This window comes from Ideonella sp., from assembly GCF_041914305.1.
Lineage (GTDB): Bacteria > Pseudomonadota > Gammaproteobacteria > Burkholderiales > Burkholderiaceae_C > Ideonella.
In genome coordinates this window covers 163,332-181,390 of sequence record NZ_JAYSDQ010000006.1, presented here as the reverse complement: position 1 = coordinate 181,390, position 18,059 = coordinate 163,332, and the positions used below count along the sequence as shown (strand labels likewise).

The window sequence follows — 18,059 nt, the reverse complement described above, 5'->3', positions numbered from 1 at the left end:
GGTCCGCTGCGCGAGCCCCCTCGGGGGGCAGCGACCGGCAGGGAGCGTGGGGGCTAAGCTTCCACGATCATGCGGCTGCGCATTTCGAGGTGCAGCGCGTGGCAGAAGTGGGTGCAGTAGCACCAGAACACGCCGGGCTTGTCGGCGATGAAGGTGACCGACTTCGTCTCTTGCGGGTTGACGATGAAGTTCACGTTGTATTTCGGGATCGCGAAACCGTGGGTCAGGTCTTCGACCTTGTCCAGGTTGGTCAGGATCAGCGTGACCTCGTCGCCCTTCTTCACCTTGAACTCGCGCAGGCTGAAGGCCGGCGCCTGCGACGTCAGCCTCACGGTGACCTTGCGGCCATTGCGCTCGACGCCGCTGTCCTTCGGGTCTTTCACCGCGAGCGGGAATTCGTCGAGCGTGTAGACCTGCTTCGGGTGCAGCAGCTCGCGCTTGAAGATGATGAAATCGTGCGGCTCGCCGCGCACCGGGTGGTCGGCCATCAGCACCATCTTCTCGCCCGAGATGTCGATCAGCTGTTCGTTCTCGGGGTGCAGCGGGCCGACCGGCAGGAAGCGGTCTTTCGAGAACTTGCAGCCCACGCACAGCCACTTGCCGTCGGCCGCCTTGGTTTCCGATTGCGAGGCGTTGACGTGGCCCGGCTGGTACTGCAGGTCGAGCCGGTCGACCACGTACTTGGCGTTCTTGTCACCGGCGTGGAACTTGATCGCGGCCTCGACGTTCCACTTGACCAGCGCGCTGTCGAGGAACAGCGTGGTGTAGGCGTTGCCGCGGCCGTCGAAGGCGGTGTGCAACGGGCCCAGGCCCACTTCCACCTCGGCGACGATCGCCGAATCGAGCTTTTCGAGCTTGCCGTCGAACCAGTCGAGCACCTTGGCCAGTTCGATCACCGTGCAGGTGGGCGAGAGCTTGCCGGCACAGATGAAGTACTTGCCGTCGGGCGAAGCGTTCACGCCATGCGGGTTCTTGGGCACGCTCACGTAGGCGGTCAGCGCGGTCTTCGGGTCCTTGTTGGATTCGCGCGTGCCGTCGACCACCGGCACCTTCGAGTCGCCGTAGGTCTTGAACTTGCCGGCCTTCACCGCCGCCTCGATGCGGGCGACGTTGAAGAACAGGCAGGCGTCGCGCTCGGCGGACATCATGTCCTCGTACTTCACGCCGTTCTCGACGTTGTACTGGTTGGTCGCGGCCAGCTTGCCGTCGTATGACGTGGCGGTCAGGTCGCAGTTGCCGTCGATCAGCACCTGCCAGCGCACCTCCATCGACTCGGCGTCGACGCAACTGAACAGCGCGCGGTACTTCTCCGGCTTGTCGATGTCGGCGCCGTTGTTCGGCAGCGGGATGTGGAACTCGGCGCCGCAGAACACGCGCGTCGTGTAGTTGATCTTCGGGTCGACCGGGTCGCACTTGTCGGGGAAGATGCCGTGGAAGCCCTGCACATTGGGCAGCTCGGTGATCTTGTCGCAGACGAAGTAGTCGAGCCGGATGCGCGCGATGCGGGCATTGATCTTGTCGTTGATCCAGGCGTAGCGGCCGTCGTAGTTGCCGTCCTTGTACGAAGCGTGCGTGTGGTGGGTGTCGGCCACCGTGTAGCGCAGGCTGCCGTCGGCCTTGCGGCCCATCACGTCCTTCGACTCGTTGGTCACGCCCCAGCCCACCAGCGCATCGGGCACGAAGCACGGGATGCGGGTGATCTCGCGGCCCGACGGCAGACCCAGCACGCGCATGTCGCCGGTGTGGCCACCGCTCCACAGGCCGTAATAGGTGTCCAGCTCACCGGGTTTCAGGTGCACCTTGCTGCTGCCTTCGGCGTGCCCGCTGGCGCTGCCGCTGGCGGCCGGTGCCACGGCGGTGGCCGGCTTCTCGGAGCATGCGGCCATGCCCACCCCCGCCAGGCCTGCGGCCGCGGCGGAGTTCAAGAATCGCCGACGCCCCATGCCGGTGTCGGAATCGGACGTGTTCTTCGTGCCTTCTTTCATGGAGGGTTCCTCGATCGGTTCGGTCACTCACTACGAGATGCAGTGCAGATCGGCAGCGTGGGCCGCCGCGCACCTTCTTTGGCTGAGCGAATGATCGGCGGGTGATCGCTTGACGGGCTTGCGCTGCGTCAAGTAAAAGGTGCATCGCAAAGGTTCCAATTGCCCCACTCCCATCCATTTCACCGACACCTGCTTCGCCATGAAACACCTGACCCTCACCTTGACCCTGTGTGCCGCTGCCCTGCTCTCTGCTTGTGGCAAGCAGGAAAGCGCGGCGCCGGCCTCGACGCCGGCCCCGGCCGCCGCACCGGCCCCTGCCCCGGCGCCCGCCCCCGCCGTGGCCGAGAACACCCTGGGCAAGTCGGTCTTCGGCAAGACCTGCGCGCTGTGCCATGCCGCCGGCGTGGCCGGCGCGCCCAAGCCGGGCGACAAGGCCGACTGGGGCCCGCGCATCGCGCAGGGCAAGGACGTGCTCTACAAACACGCGCTCGAAGGCTTCACCGGCAGCAAGGGCCAGATGCCTGCGCGCGGCGCCAACGCCGCCCTGACCGACGACGAGGTCAAGGCCGCCGTCGACCACATGGTCGACGCTTCGCGCTGATCCACCGGCAGGTGCATCCGATGAACGGCGCCCCCCGCTTCGCGGCCCCTCACCCGCCCGACGCCGGCCGGCGCCGCTTCGTCCAGGCCACGGCCATGGCGGCCTGCGTGGCCGCCTGGCCGCTGTCCAACGCCCAGTCCAACCCGCCCGCACGCTTGCGCGACTCGCGCACGCTGATGGGCACCCAGGTCGACATCGCGGCCGAGTCGAGCGACGCCGCGCTGCTGCGGCCCGCGCTCGACGCGGCGTTCGACCGCATGGCCGCGCTCAGCGCGATGATGAGCCACTACGAGTCGACCAGCCGCATCGCCGCCATCAATCTGGCCGCCGGCCTGATGCCGGTGGCGGTGCCGCCCGAGCTGATGCAGGTGCTGCAGATGGCGCAGGCCATGTCCCGCCGCAGCGATGGCGCGTTCGACGTGACCATCGGGTCGGTCGGGTCGTGGCATTTCGATCCGCAGAACCCGCGCATGCCGACCTCGGCCTACATCGCCCGCCACCTGCCCGATGTCGACTACCGGCACCTGCTGCTGTCGCCGCGCGACGGCACCGCGCAGCTGACGCGGCGCGGCATGCGGGTCGACCCCGGCGGCATCGCCAAGCTGTACATCCTCGAAGCCGGCCTGCAGACGCTGAAGCAGCGTGGGCTGGACACCGCCCTGATCAACGGCGGCGGCGACGTGGTGGCGATGAGCCGCCCGGCGGCCCGCCCCTGGCGCGTGGGCGTGCGCGACCCGCGCCAGCCGGCCCGCCTGCTCGGCGCGCTCGAGATCCGCGAAGGCTTCGTCGCTTCGTCGGGCGACTACGAGCGCTTCTTCGTGCGCGACGGGCGGCGCTACCACCACCTGCTCGACCCGAAGACCGGCTACCCGGTGAACGGCCCGCACGGCGTGACACTGGTGGGCAACGAGTTGGCCGCCCTGAACGGCCTGGGCGCGGCGGCGATGGTGCTGGGCACCTCACCAGCGCGCGAGCTGATCCGCAGCACCCCAGGCGTCGAAGGCCTGATCGTCGGGCGCGACGACAGCGTGTGGATCACGCCGTCACTGCGCCAGCGCCTGGCCGCCGCCTAACCCAGCGCCCGCGCGACGCTGCGCTCGATGCACCGCCGCCTCGTGCGGGGGTGCCCATGCATTTGGTCCTACGGCTCGTGCAGCCTGTCGCATGGTGGGGCGGCTCGAAGGGTGCCGTCCCTACAGTGCGCCGACCCAATCAAACGAGCAGGCTGCATGCGACTGACTTTCAATGGAGGGCGCGGCGCGCCGGCATCACGGCGCGCGCGCCTTTGGCTGCCGCTGGGCATGCTGATCGGCACGCTGCTGCTCGGCGGCAAGGCTGGTGCGGCTGCCGACGAAGCGGCGCTGCCGAGCGACATCGCGGGCCTGGACCGCCAACTGGCCGAGCTGTTCAAGGCCGGTGCGGTGCCCGGCGCCTCGGTGGTTCTGATCGAGAACGGCCAGATCACCTTTGAGAAGGGCTATGGATTCGCCGATGTGGCGAAGCAAGTCCCTGCCACGGCCGCGACCCCTTTTCGGGCCGGCTCCATCGCCAAGGGCCTCACGGCCATCGGGGTCATGGCCTTGGTCGAACGTGGGCGGCTGGCACTCGATGCACCGCTGCACACCATGGCGCCGGAAATCCCCTTCACCAACCCCTGGGAACAGACCAACCCCGTGCGCCTGGTGCACTTGCTGGAACACACCACCGGCTGGCCCGATATTTCGACGCGGGTCTTGTCCAAGAGCGAGGCGACCTGGTCGACCTTGCAAGGCATCGAGTTCAGCAGCACCGGCTTCACCAGCCAGTGGAAACCAGGGACGTTCCCGGTCTACAACAACGCCGGCCCCGCCGTGGCCGGCTACGCGATCGAGAAGGTCACGGGCCAGACCTTCGACGACTACATGCGAGCGGCCATCCTCGTGCCGATGGGCATGCGCGGCGCCGACTTTTCGCTGACGCCCGCCCTGGCCAGCAGCATGGCCAAGAGCTACGGGTCGGATGGGGCGCCCACGCCGTACCAACACATCGTGCTGAAGCCGGCTGGCTCCCTCGTCGTCAGCGCCCATGAATTGGCCCAATTGGCGCGCTTCTATGTCGGGCGCGGCAGCGTGGACGGCCGGCAACTGTTGACGCCCGAATCGGTGGCACGCATCGAGCGCGCCGAGTCCAACCTGGGTGCGAAGTTCGGTTTCGGCAACGGCTACGGCCTGGGCAACACGCCGATCGCCGACAGCGGCATCACCTTTCGAGGGCACAACGGCAGCATCGATTCGTTCACGTCGGTGCTGGGCTACACCCTGCGCAACGGATCCGGCTACGTGCTGATGGCCAATGGCGGTGAGGGCGTCGACTTCGCCAGCCCGGCCGCGCACCTGATCCAGCGCTGGCTGACACGGGGGCTGCCGCTGGACCCGCCGGCGACGGTGCCGCTCAGCCCTGCCGAGCTGCAGAAATACGCGGGCTTCTATCGTTCGATCACGCCGCCCAGTGACCTGCTGCGGCCCTACGCCGAGGTCCTCGGCCTGAGCCGGGTGGTGGCCGGCCAGGGCAAGTTGCTCGTAGGCGGCAAAGATTTTCTGCCGACCGGGCCCCACAGCTTTCGCCGCGCGGACCGCAGCGAAGCCACCGTGGCCTTCGTCGAGCAGGACGGTGCGGTCTTCAAGATCAACACCACCTCGGCCCAACGGAAAGTGACGCTGTGGCATGTGGCCGGGCTGTGGCTGCTGGGCGTGATCCTGGTGCTGGCGCTGCTGGTGGGCATCGTCATGCTGATCCCCTGGGTCCTTGCCTACCGGCGCGGGCGTCTGGCCAGCAAAGGCGGCTTGTGTTTTCGCTTGCTGCCCTTGGCGGCCGTGGCCGCATTGGTGGCCACTCTCGCGCTGCCTTTGCTGGCCTTGTCAGGCTCCGGCGGCACCGCCGTCCAGCAATTGGCGAGCATCGGCCCCTATTCGGTGCTGATCCTCGCCTGCAGCGTGCTGTATCCATTGCTCGCATTGACGGGGGTGGTGTCGACGGTTCGCAACCACGCCGCCCCGCGCTGGATTCGTGCCTATGTCGGCCTGTCGTCGCTGGCCCTAGCCAGCATTGCTACCTACGCAGCGGCCATCGCATGGCTGCCGCTGCGCACCTGGGCGCTGTAGGCACTGGCGGCGCTCAATGCACCACCGTCTCGATCGCCGGCGTGCTGAAGTCGCGCCCGATCAGCGTGTGGGCGAACAGGTAGTTGTTCAACGCGCGTGGGCTCAAGGCCGCCAGGTCGACGTGGCCTTGCGCGTCACACGGGAACGCAAAACCGCGGCCTTCGTCGAACAGCGAGCGAAAACGCAGCAGGTGATCGACACAGGCGGGTGAGCCGTTTGGCGTGGTGTTCATCGTGACCTCCAGATGCCAAGGTGAGAGTCGATGGCGCCACTGTGGGCGGCATCTGGCAACGCTCGGCCAACGCGAGGCAACGAACGGCAACGGTGGGTGAACGGCGGGTCGCGGGCCTGTAAACGGTTTCCCTGGCCGCACCGGCCCGCACGGCCGCCGCGGGATGATCTGGATCAAGTTCACCGGCGGCGGACTTTGACCTCCCACAATTCCATGCTTGCTTCAGGTGCTGAAAGTGGCCTCACCACCACGTCCGTACCGACACGCCATGGAAACCGTCTCCCTTGCCCGAACGATTGCGGGTTCCGCGCCGAAACCCGACTTCAGCGACAGCGACGGCCTGGTCGGCCTGTTGCAACAGGCCTGCCTGCCCACCGCGCTGCCCCTGGCCGATGCACGGGCGCTTGCGCGCATCGGGCAGATGCACCGCGTGGCCGCCGGCAGCAGCCTCTGGCACCAGGCGCCTGACGAGCCGGCCCTGTGGCTGGTCGCCAGCGGCTGCGTGACGGCCGGCGGTGTCGATGGCAAGGCACCGCCGCTGCGCTCGCTGCACCGGGGCCAGTGGCTGGACGCGGCCAGCGCCTGGCTGCGCCAGCCGGTCAAGGAGCGCTGCGTGGCCGACATCGACAGCAAGGTCTATGCGTTCCCGATCGCCGAGGTCGAGGCGCTGTGCCAACGCCAGCCCACGCTGGCGCGCGCGCTGCTGGGCCTGTTGGCCAGCCATGTGCGGGGCTCGATGCAGACCGCGCACAACCTGCTGACCAAGGACACGCTGGCCCGCAGCGCCGATTGGCTGCTTGAGGCGCTGCACGAGGCCAACGACGGCAACACCGTGGTGCTGGCCGAGCGCAAGAGCGTGGTCGCCTCGCAAATCGGCACCTCCCCCGCCACCTTCTCGCGCATGCTGCGGCGCCTGCGCGAGATGGGCGCCATCGACGTCAAGGGTGCCCGCATCCGCGTGCTCGACGAACGCGCGTTGCAACGCCTGGCCGCCGCGTAGCCCCAGGCGCGAAACGGCTTGACCGCCATCAAGCCGCCCGCCGGGTCGCGACCCTAGAGTGCGGCCATGCGGCCCCGCCAGACCCTTGCGTTCAAGCTGGTCGCCACCGGCACGACCTTCTTGCTGGTGGCGCTGGCGTCGATCGCCTTGACGCTGTGGGTCACCTGGCAGCTCGAAGGCGGCGCCGCCGCCGTCAACGAGGCGGGCCGGCTGCGCATGATGAGCTACCGGCTGGCGCTGCGCGCAGAGGCCGACGACCCGATCGCGCTGCGGGCATCGGCCCAGCAGCTGGACAACACGCTCGAACTGCTGCGCCGCGGCGACCCGTCGCGGCCCTTGTTCATCCCCTGGAGCGACGAAGCCCGCAACGCCTACGCCGACGTGCGAGAGGCCTGGGGCGGGCTGCGTGGCCGCTGGCTGGCCGGCGACCCGGTGCCCGAATCCGACATCGACGCGCTGGTCGGGCGCATCGACCACTTCGTCTCGTCGATCGAGCAACGCATGTCGTACTGGACCGCGGTGCTGCGCGGGGCGCAGATGGCGATGGTGCCGCTGGCGATCGCCAGTGCCGTGCTGATGCTGTTCGCCAGCCACCTGCTCGTGCTGGACCCGCTGCGCCGCCTGGGCCAGGGCCTGGCCAGCATCCGCGCGGGTGACTTCGGCGCCCGCGTCACGATCGACGTGGCCGACGAGTTCGGCGAGCTGGCCAATGGCTTCAACGACATGGCCGAGCACCTGGCCACGCTGTACCGCGACCTCGAGAGCAAGGTCGAAGAGAAGACCAACACGCTCGAGGTCGAGCATGCGCGGCTGCGTGCGCTGTACGAGGTCAGCGAGCTGGTGGCCCGCGCCGACTCGCTGGACGGCCTGGCGCGCGGCTTTGCCAGCCGGGTGCGCCGCGCCGCCGCGGCCGACGCGGTGGCGATCCGCTGGTCCGACGAATCGAACCAGCGCTACCTGCTGCTGGCACAAGAGGGCCTGCCGCCCACGCTGGCCTCGCAGGGCCAGTGCCTGCCCACCGGCCGGTGCCACTGCGGCCAGCCGGCGGGCGAGGCCCAGGTGCGCTGGGTCACCGCCGCCGAGCTGGCACAGGGCCAGGGCCATTGCCGCCGGGCCGGCTTCGAGGCACTGCTGACGGTGCCGGTGCGGCTGCACCAGCGCGTGCTGGGCGAGATCGACCTGTTCTTCCGCAGCCCGCACACCGCCGATGCCGACGAGCTGGCACTGATCGAGACGCTGGCCGGCCACCTGGCCGGCGGCATCGAAAGCCTGCGCGTCGCCGCGGCCGAGAAAGAGACCGCCGTCGCGGCCGAGCGCACGATGCTGGCGCAAGAGCTGCACGATTCGATCGCCCAGTCGCTCGCGTTCCTGAAGATCCAGGTCGGGCTGCTGCGCGAATCGCTGCGCCGCGGCGATGCCGACGCCGCCCAGCGCACGCTCGGCGAGATCGACACCGGCGTGCGCGAAAGCTACAGCGACGTGCGCGAGCTGCTGCTGCACTTCCGCACCCGCACCAGCGGCGAAGACATCGAGCCCGCGCTGCGCAGCACGGTGCAGAAGTTCGAGCACCAGACCGGCCTGCCGGTCAAGCTGGACATGCAGGGCCACGGCGTGCCGCTGCCGCCCGACCAGCAGGTGCAGGTGCTGCACGTGCTGCAGGAGGCCCTGTCGAACGTGCGCAAACACGCGGGCGCGCACCAGGTGCGGCTCACCGTTCGCCAATCGCCCGAGTGGCGCTTCGAGGTGGCCGACGACGGCCGCGGCTTCGACCCGGCCGACCACCCCGGCGAGAGCCACGTGGGCCTGCGCATCATGCGCGAGCGCGCGGCAGGCATCGGCGCCGAAGTCAGCGTGCAATCGGCCCCGGGCGAAGGCACCGTCGTGGCCCTGAGCGTTCCGGCACGTGCCCACTCATGAACAACACACCCATCCGCCTGCTCGTCGTCGACGACCACACCCTGTTCAGGCGCGGCCTGATCGCGCTGCTCGCCCAGTACCCGCAGGTGCAGGTGGTGGGCGAGGCGGCCGATGCCGGCGAGGCGCGCCGCGGCGCGGCCAAGCTGCAACCCGACCTGGTGCTGCTGGACAACCACCTGCCCGGCGTGCGCGGCATCGACGCGCTGCCCGAGCTGAAAGCCGCGGCGCCGGCGGCCAAGGTGCTGATGCTGACCGTCAGCGAAGACGAGCAGGACCTGGCCACCGCGCTGCAGGCCGGTGCGCAAGGCTATGTGCTGAAGACGATCGACGGCGCGGCCCTGCTCGACGCGATCGAGCGCTGCGCCCGCGGCGACACCGTCGTCAGCCCCGAGCTGACCGGCAAGCTGGTCACCGCGCTGCGCGGCGCGCAGCAGCGCCCCGCCGCCGACGATGACGAGGCGGCGACGCGCCCGGCGCTGTCGCCGCGCGAGCTCGAGATCGTGCGCCACATCGCCCGCGGCGCCAGCAACAAAGAGATCGCGCGCGCACTGGAGATCGCCGAAACCACGGTGAAGATCCACGTGCAGCACATCCTGCGCAAGCTGGGCCTCAGCTCGCGCGTGCAAGCCGCCGTCTACGCGACCGAGCACCTCGGCGCCTAAGAGCCCCCCGCCCGACGCGGCCGGGAGGCCGCGGACGTGCACGCCGCTGCCGCCCTGATACGCGGCATTCACACAGTGTCACCCGCCGTCACCGTCGGTTCGCCGCCGGTTGCCGGCGCGCACCGATGCTGCCGGCCGGGCCGCCGGCATCGTCCATTCGAACGATGCCGCACCGGGCCCGCATCGTTCTTCCGCCGCGCCCCACGCGCTCCACGGAAGGATGTTCGCGGCGCCTCGCAAGGTCGAAAGTTCAGTTCAGGAAAGAGGAGTACGTCATGGCCCTGGCCACCCACCCTGCCCCGTTATCGAGCGCCACCGCAACCAGCACTGCCCTGCCCAACCGCAGCCGCCAGGCCTTGTCGGTGCTGATCGTCAGCACGCTCGCCTTCACCGTTTGCTTCATGGTCTGGATGATGTTCGGCGTGGTCGGCATCCCGATCAAGAAGGCGCTCAACCTCAACGCCACCGAGTTTGGCCTGCTGACCGCGATGCCGGTGCTGTCGGGCTCGCTGGTGCGCGTGCCGCTGGGCATCTGGACCGACCGCTTCGGCGGCCGCATCGTGATGGCGCTGCTGATGGCGCTCACCGTGCCGGCGATCTGGATGATGTCCTACGCCACCGCCTACTGGCACTTCCTGACGATCGGCCTGTTCGTCGGCCTGGCCGGCGGTGCGTTCTCGGTCGGCACGCCGTATGTGGCGCGCTGGTTCCCGAAGTCGCGCCAAGGCTTTGCGATGGGCGTCTACGGCGCCGGCAACTCGGGCGCGGCGGTCAACAAGTTCGTCGCCCCGGCACTGGTGGTCGCCTTCGGCTGGACCATGGTGCCGCAGGTCTATGCCGCGGTGATGCTGGGCACGGTGGTGCTGTTCTGGATGTTCAGCCACAGCGACCCGCAGCACCTGGTGCCGAGCAACGTGACCTTCGTCGACCAGCTGAAGGCGCTGAAGGACCCGAAGGTGCTGAAGTACTGCCAGTACTACAGCATCGTGTTCGGCGGCTACGTCGGCCTGTCGCTGTGGATGGTGCAGTACTACGTCGGCGAATACGGGCTCGACATCCGCGTCGCGGCCTTGCTCGCAGCCTGCTTCTCGCTGCCCGGCGGCGTGCTGCGCGCGGTGGGCGGCTGGTTGTCCGACCGCTTCGGCGCGCACAGCGTCACCTGGTGGGTCATGTGGGTCAGCTGGATCTGCCTGTTCCTGCTGAGCTACCCGCAAACCGATTTCACGGTCTTCACCGTCAAGGGCCCGCAGACCTTCCACATCGGCCTGAATGTCTACTCGTTCACCGCGCTGATGGCGGTGCTGGGCGTGGCCTGGGCCTTCGGCAAGGCCAGCGTCTTCAAGTACATCAGCGACGACTACCCGAAGAACATCGGCGCCATCAGCGGCATCGTCGGCCTGGCCGGCGGCCTGGGTGGCTTCGTGCTGCCGATCCTGTTCGGCGCCCTGCTCGACCTCACCGGTGTGCGCTCGTCGGCTTTCATGCTGCTGTACGGCGTGGTCTGGGTCTCGCTGATCTGGATGTACTTCACCGAAGTGCGCCGCACCCGCCTGATGGGTTCGCCCGCCACCGCCTGAATCCCCCTCTACCCTCAACAAGGAGCACCTGATGGCTTCTTCTTCACTGATCGCGCAATGGAACCCCGAAGACGGCGGGTTCTGGCGCTCCCAGGGCGCATCGATTGCGCAACGCAACCTCTGGATCTCGATCCCTGCGCTGACGCTCGCGTTCGCGGTCTGGATGGTCTGGTCCGTCGTGGTGGTCAACCTGCCGCAGGTGGGCTTCCGCTTCTCGACCAACCAGCTGTTCTGGCTGGCATCGCTGCCGGCCCTGTGCGGCGCGACGCTGCGCATCTTCTACTCGTTCGCGGTGCCGCTGTTCGGCGGCCGGCGCTGGACGGCGATCTCCACCGCCTCGCTGCTGCTGCCGGCGCTGGGCATCGGCCTGGCGGTGCAGAACCCCGACACGCCGTACGAGGTGTTCATCCTGCTGGCGCTGCTGTGCGGCTTCGGCGGCGGCAACTTCGCCTCGAGCATGAGCAACATCAGCTTCTTCTTCCCGAAAGAGAAGAAAGGCACCGCGCTCGGCCTGAACGCCGGCCTGGGCAACCTCGGTGTCTCGCTGGTGCAGGTCGTCGTGCCGATGGTCATCGGTGCCAACGTCTTCGGTGACATCGGCGGTGCGCCGCAGGCCGTCACCAAGGTCGGTGGCCCGATGGTGCTGTGGCTGCAGAACGCCGGCTACATCTGGGTGCCGTTCATCGTCGCCAGCGCCCTGGCAGCCTGGTTCGGCATGAACGACCTGGCCGATGCCAAGGCCTCGTTCGCCGACCAGGCGGTGATCTTCAAGCGCAAGCACAACTGGCTGATGTGCTGGCTCTACCTCGGCACCTTCGGCAGCTTCATCGGCTACTCGGCCGGCTTCCCGCTGCTGATCAAGAGCCAGTTCCCCGGCATCAATGCACTGCAGTACGCCTGGCTCGGCCCCTTGGTCGGCGCCCTGGTGCGCCCGGTGGGCGGCTGGCTGGCCGACAAGGTGGGCGGTGCCCGCGTGACCTTCTGGAACTTCGTCGCGATGGTCGTCGGCGTGCTGGCGGTGATGCAGTTCCTGCCCTCGAACGGCCAGGGCGGCAACTTCATCGGCTTCCTGATCGCCTTCCTGTTCCTGTTCGCCGCCTCGGGCATCGGCAACGGCTCGACCTTCCGCATGATCCCGGTCATTTTCCTGAATGAGCGGCTGGCGGATGCCAAGAACAAGGGGCCGGCCGCCAAGGAACAGGCCGTGAAGGACGCGAACAAGGAAGCCGCCGCGGTGCTGGGCTTCAGCTCGGCGATCGGCGCCTACGGTGGCTTCTTCATCCCCAAGAGCTACGGCACCTCGATCGCGCTGACCGGCGGCACCGACGCCGCGCTGTACTGCTTCATCGCCTTCTACGTGACCTGCATCGTCGTCACCTGGTGGTACTACAGCCGCCGCAACGCACCGATGCCTTGCTGAGTGCCCTGTCCCGCAGACAGCGGGACACGGCATTGACCCGGGCGGCCCCAACGGCGGGGCCGCGCACGGGGCGAATTCAAACCCCGGTTACCGGGCTGACACGCAGCATTCACGCACTGTCACGCAGTGCCGTGATGGTGTCGCACGCCATTGCCCCTGGCCCCCAACACTCCACTCCGATTCAACGGAGCCCTCGATGAGCCACTTTCTCGATCGACTGACCCACTTCTCGCAACCCCGCGAAGACTTTGCCGATGGGCACGGCGTGACCACCGGCGAAGACCGGACCTGGGAAGACGCCTACCGCAGCCGCTGGCAGCACGACAAGATCGTGCGCTCCACGCACGGCACCAATTGCACCGGCTCGTGCTCTTGGAAGATCTATGTCAAGGGCGGCATCGTCACCTGGGAAACCCAGCAGACGGACTACCCGCGCACCCGGCCCGACCTGCCCAACCACGAGCCGCGCGGCTGCGCCCGTGGCGCCTCGTACTCGTGGTACCTATACAGCGCCAACCGCGTGAAGTACCCGATGGTCCGCGGCCGCCTGCTGCAGCACTGGCGCGCCGCGCGCGCGGTGGCCCGCACGCCGGTCGATGCCTGGGCGATGGTGGTCGAGAACGCCACGCAACGCGAAGACTGGGTGCGCCAACGCGGCCTCGGCGGCTTCGTGCGCTCGACCTGGGACGAGGTCAACGAGATGATCGCCTCGGCCAACGTCTACACGATCAAGAAGCACGGCCCCGACCGCATCATCGGCTTCTCGCCGATCCCGGCGATGTCGATGGTCTCGTACGCCGCGGGCTCGCGCTACCTGTCGCTGATCGGCGGCGTGTGCATGAGCTTCTACGACTGGTACTGCGACCTGCCGCCGTCGAGCCCGCAGGTCTGGGGCGAGCAGACCGACGTGCCCGAATCGGCCGATTGGTACAACTCGACCTTCATCATCGCCTGGGGCTCCAACGTGCCCCAGACCCGCACGCCCGACGCCCACTTCTTCACCGAGGTGCGCTACAAGGGCGCCAAGACCGTGGCGGTGACGCCCGACTACGCCGAGGTCAGCAAGCTCGCCGACCTGTGGATGCACCCCAAGCAAGGCACCGACGCCGCGCTGGCGATGGCCATGGGCCACGTGATCCTGAAGGAGTTCTACTTCAGCGGCGGTGCCGCCGACGGCTTCAAGGTCCGCAGCGCCTATTTCGACGACTACGCGCGCCGCTACACCGACCTGCCGATGCTGGTGATGCTCGAAAGGCGCACCCTGCCCGACGGCCGCGAGGTGCTGGCCAGCCAGCGCTACCTGCGCGCCAGTGATTTCAATGGCCGCCTGGGCCAGCAGAACAACCCCGAGTGGAAGACGCTGGCCTTCGACCAGGACGGCCGCGTGGTCGCGCCGCACGGCTCGGTCGGCTTCCGCTGGGGTGCCGAGGGCACGCTCGACGCCGGCAAGTGGAACCTCGAGAACAAGGAAGCCCGCCACGGCGAAGAGGTGACGCTGCAACTGTCGGCCAGCGAGAACGCCCAGGGCCACGAGGTGGCCGAGGTCGCGTTCCCCTACTTCGCCGGCATCGAGACGCCGCACTTCAGCGCCAACCAGCAAGGCGGCGACGTGCTGGTGCGCAAGGTGCCGGTGCAGCGCATCCGCCTGGGCAAGGAAGGCGAGCAACGCGAGGCGCTGGTCGCCAGCGTGTTCGACCTGATGGCCGCGCACTACGGCATCGAGCGCGGCCTGGGCGACGGCGCCAAGAGCTACGACGACGACGCGGCCTACACGCCCGCCTGGCAGGAAAAGATCACCGGCGTGCCGCGTGACCAGGTCATCACCGTGGCGCGCCAGTTCGCCGACAACGCCGACAAGACGCACGGCAAGTCGATGGTGATCATCGGCGCGGCGATGAACCACTGGTACCACTGCGACATGAACTACCGCGGCATCATCAACATGCTGATGCTGTGCGGCTGCATCGGGCAAAGCGGTGGTGGCTGGGCCCACTACGTGGGGCAGGAAAAGCTGCGCCCGCAGACCGGCTGGACCGCGCTGGCCTTCGCGCTGGACTGGACACGCCCGCCGCGCCAGATGAACAGCACCAGCTTCTTCTACGCCCACACCGACCAGTGGCGCTACGAGCGGCTGGGCGTCGGCGAGATCCTGTCGCCGCTGGCCGACAAGGCCGAGTTCGGCGGCAGCCTGATCGACTACAACGTGCGCGCCGAACGCATGGGCTGGCTGCCCTCGGCACCGCAGCTCAAAACCAACCCGCTGCAAGTGGCCCGCGACGGCGGCAGCGATGTCAAGGCCCACGTGGTGGCCAGCCTGAAGGACGGCTCGCTGCAGATGAGCTGCGAAGACCCCGACCACCCGGACAACTGGCCGCGCAACATGTTCGTCTGGCGCTCGAACATCCTCGGCTCGTCGGGCAAGGGCCACGAGTATTTCCTGAAGCATTTCCTCGGCACCTCGCACGGCGTGCAGGGCAAGGACCTGGGCCACGACGATGCCAAGCCGCAAGAGGTGCGCTGGCACGACAAGGCCCCCGAAGGCAAGCTGGACCTGATCGTCACGCTCGACTTCCGCATGAGCACGACCTGCCTGTATTCGGACATCGTGCTGCCCACCGCCACCTGGTACGAGAAGAACGACCTCAACACCAGCGACATGCACCCGTTCATCCACCCGCTGTCCACCGCGGTGGACCCGGCCTGGGAAGCGCGCAGCGACTGGGAGATCTACAAGGGCTTCGCGAAGAAGTTCTCCGAGGTCTGCGTGGGCCACCTCGGTGTCGAGAAAGAGGTGGTGCTCAGCCCGCTGATGCACGACACCCCGGGCGAGCTGGCCCAGGCCTTCGACGTGCAGGACTGGAAGCGCGGCGAGGTCGACCTGATCCCCGGCAAGACCGCACCGTCGATCGCGGTGGTCGAGCGCGACTACCCGGCCACCTACGCCCGCTTCACCGCGCTGGGCCCGTTGATGGAAAAGCTCGGCAACGGTGGCAAGGGCATCGGCTGGAACACCGCCGAAGAGGTGCGCCAGCTGGCCGAGCTGAACGGCAAGGTGCACACCGAAGGCCCGACCAAGGGCATGCCGAAGATCGAGACCGACATCGACGCCACCGAGGTGATCCTGATGCTGGCGCCCGAGACCAACGGCCACGTGGCCGTGAAGGCCTGGGACGCGCTGAGCAAGTTCACCGGCCGCGAGCACGCCCACCTGGCGCTGCACCGCGAAGACGAGAAGATCCGCTTCCGCGACGTGCAGGCCCAGCCCCGCAAGATCATCAGCTCACCCACCTGGAGCGGGCTGGAGAGCGAGAAGGTTTCGTACAACGCCGGCTACACCAACGTGCACGAGCTGATCCCCTGGCGCACCCTCACCGGGCGGCAGCAGTTCTACCAGGACCACGCCTGGATGCGCGCCTTCGGCGAAGAGTTCACCAGCTACCGCCCGCCGGTGGACCTGAAGGCGATCGCCGGTGTGAAAGGTCGAGAAGGGGGCATCAAGCCCAACGGCAACAAGGAAGTGGCGCTGAACTTCATCACGCCGCACCAGAAGTGGGGCATCCACTCGACCTACAGCGACAACCTGATGATGCTGACGCTCAACCGCGGCGGCCCGGTCGTCTGGCTGAGCGAGGACGACGCGAAGGAAGCCGGCATCGTCGACAACGACTGGATCGAGCTGTTCAACGCCAATGGCGCCATCGCGGCCCGCGCAGTGGTGAGCCAGCGCGTGAACCGCGGCATGACGCTGATGTACCACGCGCAGGAAAAGATCATCAACACACCGGGCAGCGAGATCACCGGCCAGCGCGGCGGTATCCACAACTCGGTGACTCGCATCGTGACCAAACCCACCCACATGATCGGCGGCTACGCGCAGCTGAGCTACGGCTTCAACTACTACGGAACCATCGGCACCAACCGCGACGAATTCGTCGTGGTGCGCAAGATGAACAAGGTCGACTGGCTCGACGACGAAGGCACCAACCCGGGAGAACAAGCATGAAAGTCCGCGCACAAATCGGCATGGTGCTGAACCTGGACAAGTGCATCGGCTGCCACACCTGCTCGGTCACCTGCAAGAACGTCTGGACCAACCGGCCGGGCATGGAATACGCCTGGTTCAACAACGTCGAGACCAAACCCGGCATCGGCTACCCGAAAGACTGGGAGAACCAGGACAAGTGGAACGGCGGCTGGATCCGCAATGCCGACGGCTCGATCGAGCCCAAGCAAGGCGGCAAGTGGAAGCTGCTGATGCGCATCTTCGCCAACCCGAACCTGCCGCAGATCGACGACTACTACGAGCCCTTCACCTTCGACTACGACCACCTGCAGTCGGCGCCCGAGAGCAAGGCCGCGCCGACCGCCCGGCCGCGCAGCCTGATCACCGGCAAGCGGATGGAGAAGATCGAGTGGGGCCCGAACTGGGAAGAGATCCTGGGCGGCGAATTCGCCAAGCGCTCGAAGGACAAGAACTTCGACGCGATCCAGAAGGACATCTACGGCCAGTTCGAGAACACCTTCATGATGTACCTGCCCAGGCTGTGCGAGCACTGCCTGAACCCGGCGTGCGTGGCGTCGTGCCCCTCGGGCTCGATCTACAAGCGCGAGGAAGACGGCATCGTGCTGATCGACCAGGACAAGTGCCGCGGCTGGCGCATGTGCGTGTCGGGCTGCCCGTACAAGAAGATCTACTACAACTGGCAAAGCGGAAAGGCCGAGAAGTGCATCTTCTGCTACCCGCGCATCGAGGCAGGCCAGCCCACCGTCTGCTCCGAGACCTGCGTCGGCCGCATCCGCTACCTCGGCGTGATGCTGTACGACGCCGACCGCATCCAGCAAGCCGCGAGCACCGAGCGTGACCGCGACCTGTACCAGGCGCAGTGCGACATCTTCCTCGACCCGAACGACCCCAAGGTGATCGAGCAGGCGCGTGCCGACGGCATCCCCGAGGCCTGGCTGGCCGCGGCCCGCAAGAGCCCGGTCTGGAAGATGGCGATGGAGTGGAAGATCGCGCTGCCGCTGCACCCCGAGTACCGCACGCTGCCGATGGTCTGGTATGTGCCGCCGCTGTCGCCGATCACCGCCGCGGCCAACGCCGGCGACATCGGCGTCAACGGCGAGATCCCGGACGTGCGCCAGCTGCGCATCCCCGTGCAATACCTGGCCAACCTGCTGACCGCGGGCGACACCGAGCCGGTCGTGCGCGCGCTCGAACGCATGCTCGCAATGCGCGCCTACCAGCGCGGCAAGCATGTCGACGGCGTCGAGAACCTGGCCCTGCTGCAACGCGTGGCGATGACCCAGCGCGAGGTCGAAGACATGTACCAGGTGATGGCGATCGCCAACTACGAAGACCGCTTCGTGATCCCCACCACCCACCGCGAGTACGCCGAGAACACCTTCGACATGCGCGGCGGCTGCGGCTTCTCGTTCGGCAACGGCTGCTCGGACGGCAGCAGTGACACCTCGCTGTTCGGCGGCAAGAAGCGCCGCACGGTGCCGATCAAGGCCACGGTCTGAAG

At 67.8% G+C, this 18,059-nt stretch carries 12 protein-coding genes; 10 read left to right on the top strand and 2 right to left on the bottom strand.

Annotated features, from left to right (window positions below; genetic code table 11):
- Positions 1-53: 53 nt before the first annotated feature.
- A complete protein-coding gene (nosZ, locus tag ACE3SG_RS10360) occupies positions 54-1,985 on the bottom strand; it encodes a TAT-dependent nitrous-oxide reductase (protein WP_374564776.1) in 1,932 nt (643 codons plus the stop codon).
- A 199-nt stretch (positions 1,986-2,184) separates the two neighbouring features.
- Here nosZ and ACE3SG_RS10355 point away from each other — a divergent pair, with 199 nt between their 5' ends.
- The 3 genes from ACE3SG_RS10355 to ACE3SG_RS10345 all read left to right on the top strand — a co-directional run bounded on the left by ACE3SG_RS10355 (position 2,185) and on the right by ACE3SG_RS10345 (position 5,726).
- Positions 2,185-2,586 (top strand): cytochrome c5 family protein, encoded by a 402-nt coding sequence (locus tag ACE3SG_RS10355; protein ID WP_374564775.1) that lies wholly within the window; start codon positions 2,185-2,187, stop codon positions 2,584-2,586.
- Positions 2,587-2,606: 20 nt separating this feature from the next.
- Positions 2,607-3,659 carry an FAD:protein FMN transferase gene (locus ACE3SG_RS10350; RefSeq protein WP_374564774.1) on the top strand — a complete coding sequence of 351 codons (1,053 nt, stop codon included), beginning with the start codon at positions 2,607-2,609 and terminating at the stop codon, positions 3,657-3,659.
- 156 nt (positions 3,660-3,815) lie between these two features.
- The gene (locus ACE3SG_RS10345) at positions 3,816-5,726 is read left to right on the top strand and encodes a serine hydrolase domain-containing protein (protein WP_374564772.1); all 1,911 of its coding nucleotides are present in this window, start codon (positions 3,816-3,818) and stop codon (positions 5,724-5,726) included.
- 13 nt (positions 5,727-5,739) lie between these two features.
- On the opposite strand, the gene ACE3SG_RS10340 is transcribed toward ACE3SG_RS10345, so the two are convergent.
- Positions 5,740-5,958 carry a hypothetical protein gene (locus tag ACE3SG_RS10340; protein ID WP_374564770.1) on the bottom strand — a complete coding sequence of 73 codons (219 nt, stop codon included), beginning with the start codon at positions 5,956-5,958 and terminating at the stop codon, positions 5,740-5,742.
- A gap of 268 nt (positions 5,959-6,226) precedes the next feature.
- Between ACE3SG_RS10340 and ACE3SG_RS10335 the strand changes: the two genes are divergently transcribed.
- From ACE3SG_RS10335 to narH, 7 genes are all read left to right on the top strand, one after another.
- Complete coding sequence (locus ACE3SG_RS10335) at positions 6,227-6,958, top strand: Crp/Fnr family transcriptional regulator (RefSeq protein ID WP_374564768.1); 732 nt, start codon at positions 6,227-6,229, stop codon at positions 6,956-6,958.
- A gap of 66 nt (positions 6,959-7,024) precedes the next feature.
- Positions 7,025-8,875: a type IV pili methyl-accepting chemotaxis transducer N-terminal domain-containing protein gene (locus ACE3SG_RS10330; RefSeq protein ID WP_374564766.1), complete on the top strand. Its 1,851-nt coding sequence runs from the start codon at positions 7,025-7,027 to the stop codon at positions 8,873-8,875.
- The gene (locus tag ACE3SG_RS10325; RefSeq protein WP_374564765.1) at positions 8,872-9,537 is read left to right on the top strand and encodes a response regulator; all 666 of its coding nucleotides are present in this window, start codon (positions 8,872-8,874) and stop codon (positions 9,535-9,537) included. The genes ACE3SG_RS10330 and ACE3SG_RS10325 overlap by 4 nt, the downstream gene beginning before the upstream one ends.
- 275 nt (positions 9,538-9,812) lie before the next feature.
- Positions 9,813-11,114, top strand: coding sequence for a nitrate/nitrite transporter (locus ACE3SG_RS10320; RefSeq protein WP_374564763.1), 1,302 nt, complete (start codon positions 9,813-9,815; stop codon positions 11,112-11,114).
- 31 nt (positions 11,115-11,145) lie between these two features.
- The gene (locus tag ACE3SG_RS10315; RefSeq protein ID WP_374564761.1) at positions 11,146-12,534 is read left to right on the top strand and encodes a NarK family nitrate/nitrite MFS transporter; all 1,389 of its coding nucleotides are present in this window, start codon (positions 11,146-11,148) and stop codon (positions 12,532-12,534) included.
- A 196-nt stretch (positions 12,535-12,730) separates the two neighbouring features.
- On the top strand, positions 12,731-16,537 hold the full coding sequence (locus ACE3SG_RS10310) for a nitrate reductase subunit alpha (RefSeq protein WP_374564759.1): 3,807 nt from the start codon (positions 12,731-12,733) through the stop codon (positions 16,535-16,537).
- Positions 16,534-18,057 (top strand): nitrate reductase subunit beta, encoded by a 1,524-nt coding sequence (gene narH / locus ACE3SG_RS10305; protein WP_374564757.1) that lies wholly within the window; start codon positions 16,534-16,536, stop codon positions 18,055-18,057. Before ACE3SG_RS10310 ends, narH begins: the two co-directional genes overlap by 4 nt.
- The last annotated feature ends 2 nt before the right edge of the window (positions 18,058-18,059 follow it).

What these genes read in the sequence shown, in the direction of transcription:
- ACE3SG_RS10345 (WP_374564772.1), top strand. Translation starts at nt 3,816, where the DNA reads ATGCGACTGACTTTCAATGGAGGGCGCGGCGCGCCGGCATCACGGCGC.
- ACE3SG_RS10310 (WP_374564759.1), top strand. Translation starts at nt 12,731, where the DNA reads ATGAGCCACTTTCTCGATCGACTGACCCACTTCTCGCAACCCCGCGAA.
- ACE3SG_RS10350 (WP_374564774.1), top strand. Translation starts at nt 2,607, where the DNA reads ATGAACGGCGCCCCCCGCTTCGCGGCCCCTCACCCGCCCGACGCCGGC.
- narH (WP_374564757.1), top strand. Translation starts at nt 16,534, where the DNA reads ATGAAAGTCCGCGCACAAATCGGCATGGTGCTGAACCTGGACAAGTGC.
- ACE3SG_RS10315 (WP_374564761.1), top strand. Translation starts at nt 11,146, where the DNA reads ATGGCTTCTTCTTCACTGATCGCGCAATGGAACCCCGAAGACGGCGGG.
- ACE3SG_RS10325 (WP_374564765.1), top strand. Translation starts at nt 8,872, where the DNA reads ATGAACAACACACCCATCCGCCTGCTCGTCGTCGACGACCACACCCTG.
- ACE3SG_RS10340 (WP_374564770.1), bottom strand. Translation starts at nt 5,958, where the DNA reads ATGAACACCACGCCAAACGGCTCACCCGCCTGTGTCGATCACCTGCTG.
- ACE3SG_RS10330 (WP_374564766.1), top strand. Translation starts at nt 7,025, where the DNA reads ATGCGGCCCCGCCAGACCCTTGCGTTCAAGCTGGTCGCCACCGGCACG.
- ACE3SG_RS10355 (WP_374564775.1), top strand. Translation starts at nt 2,185, where the DNA reads ATGAAACACCTGACCCTCACCTTGACCCTGTGTGCCGCTGCCCTGCTC.
- ACE3SG_RS10320 (WP_374564763.1), top strand. Translation starts at nt 9,813, where the DNA reads ATGGCCCTGGCCACCCACCCTGCCCCGTTATCGAGCGCCACCGCAACC.
- nosZ (WP_374564776.1), bottom strand. Translation starts at nt 1,985, where the DNA reads ATGAAAGAAGGCACGAAGAACACGTCCGATTCCGACACCGGCATGGGG.
- ACE3SG_RS10335 (WP_374564768.1), top strand. Translation starts at nt 6,227, where the DNA reads ATGGAAACCGTCTCCCTTGCCCGAACGATTGCGGGTTCCGCGCCGAAA.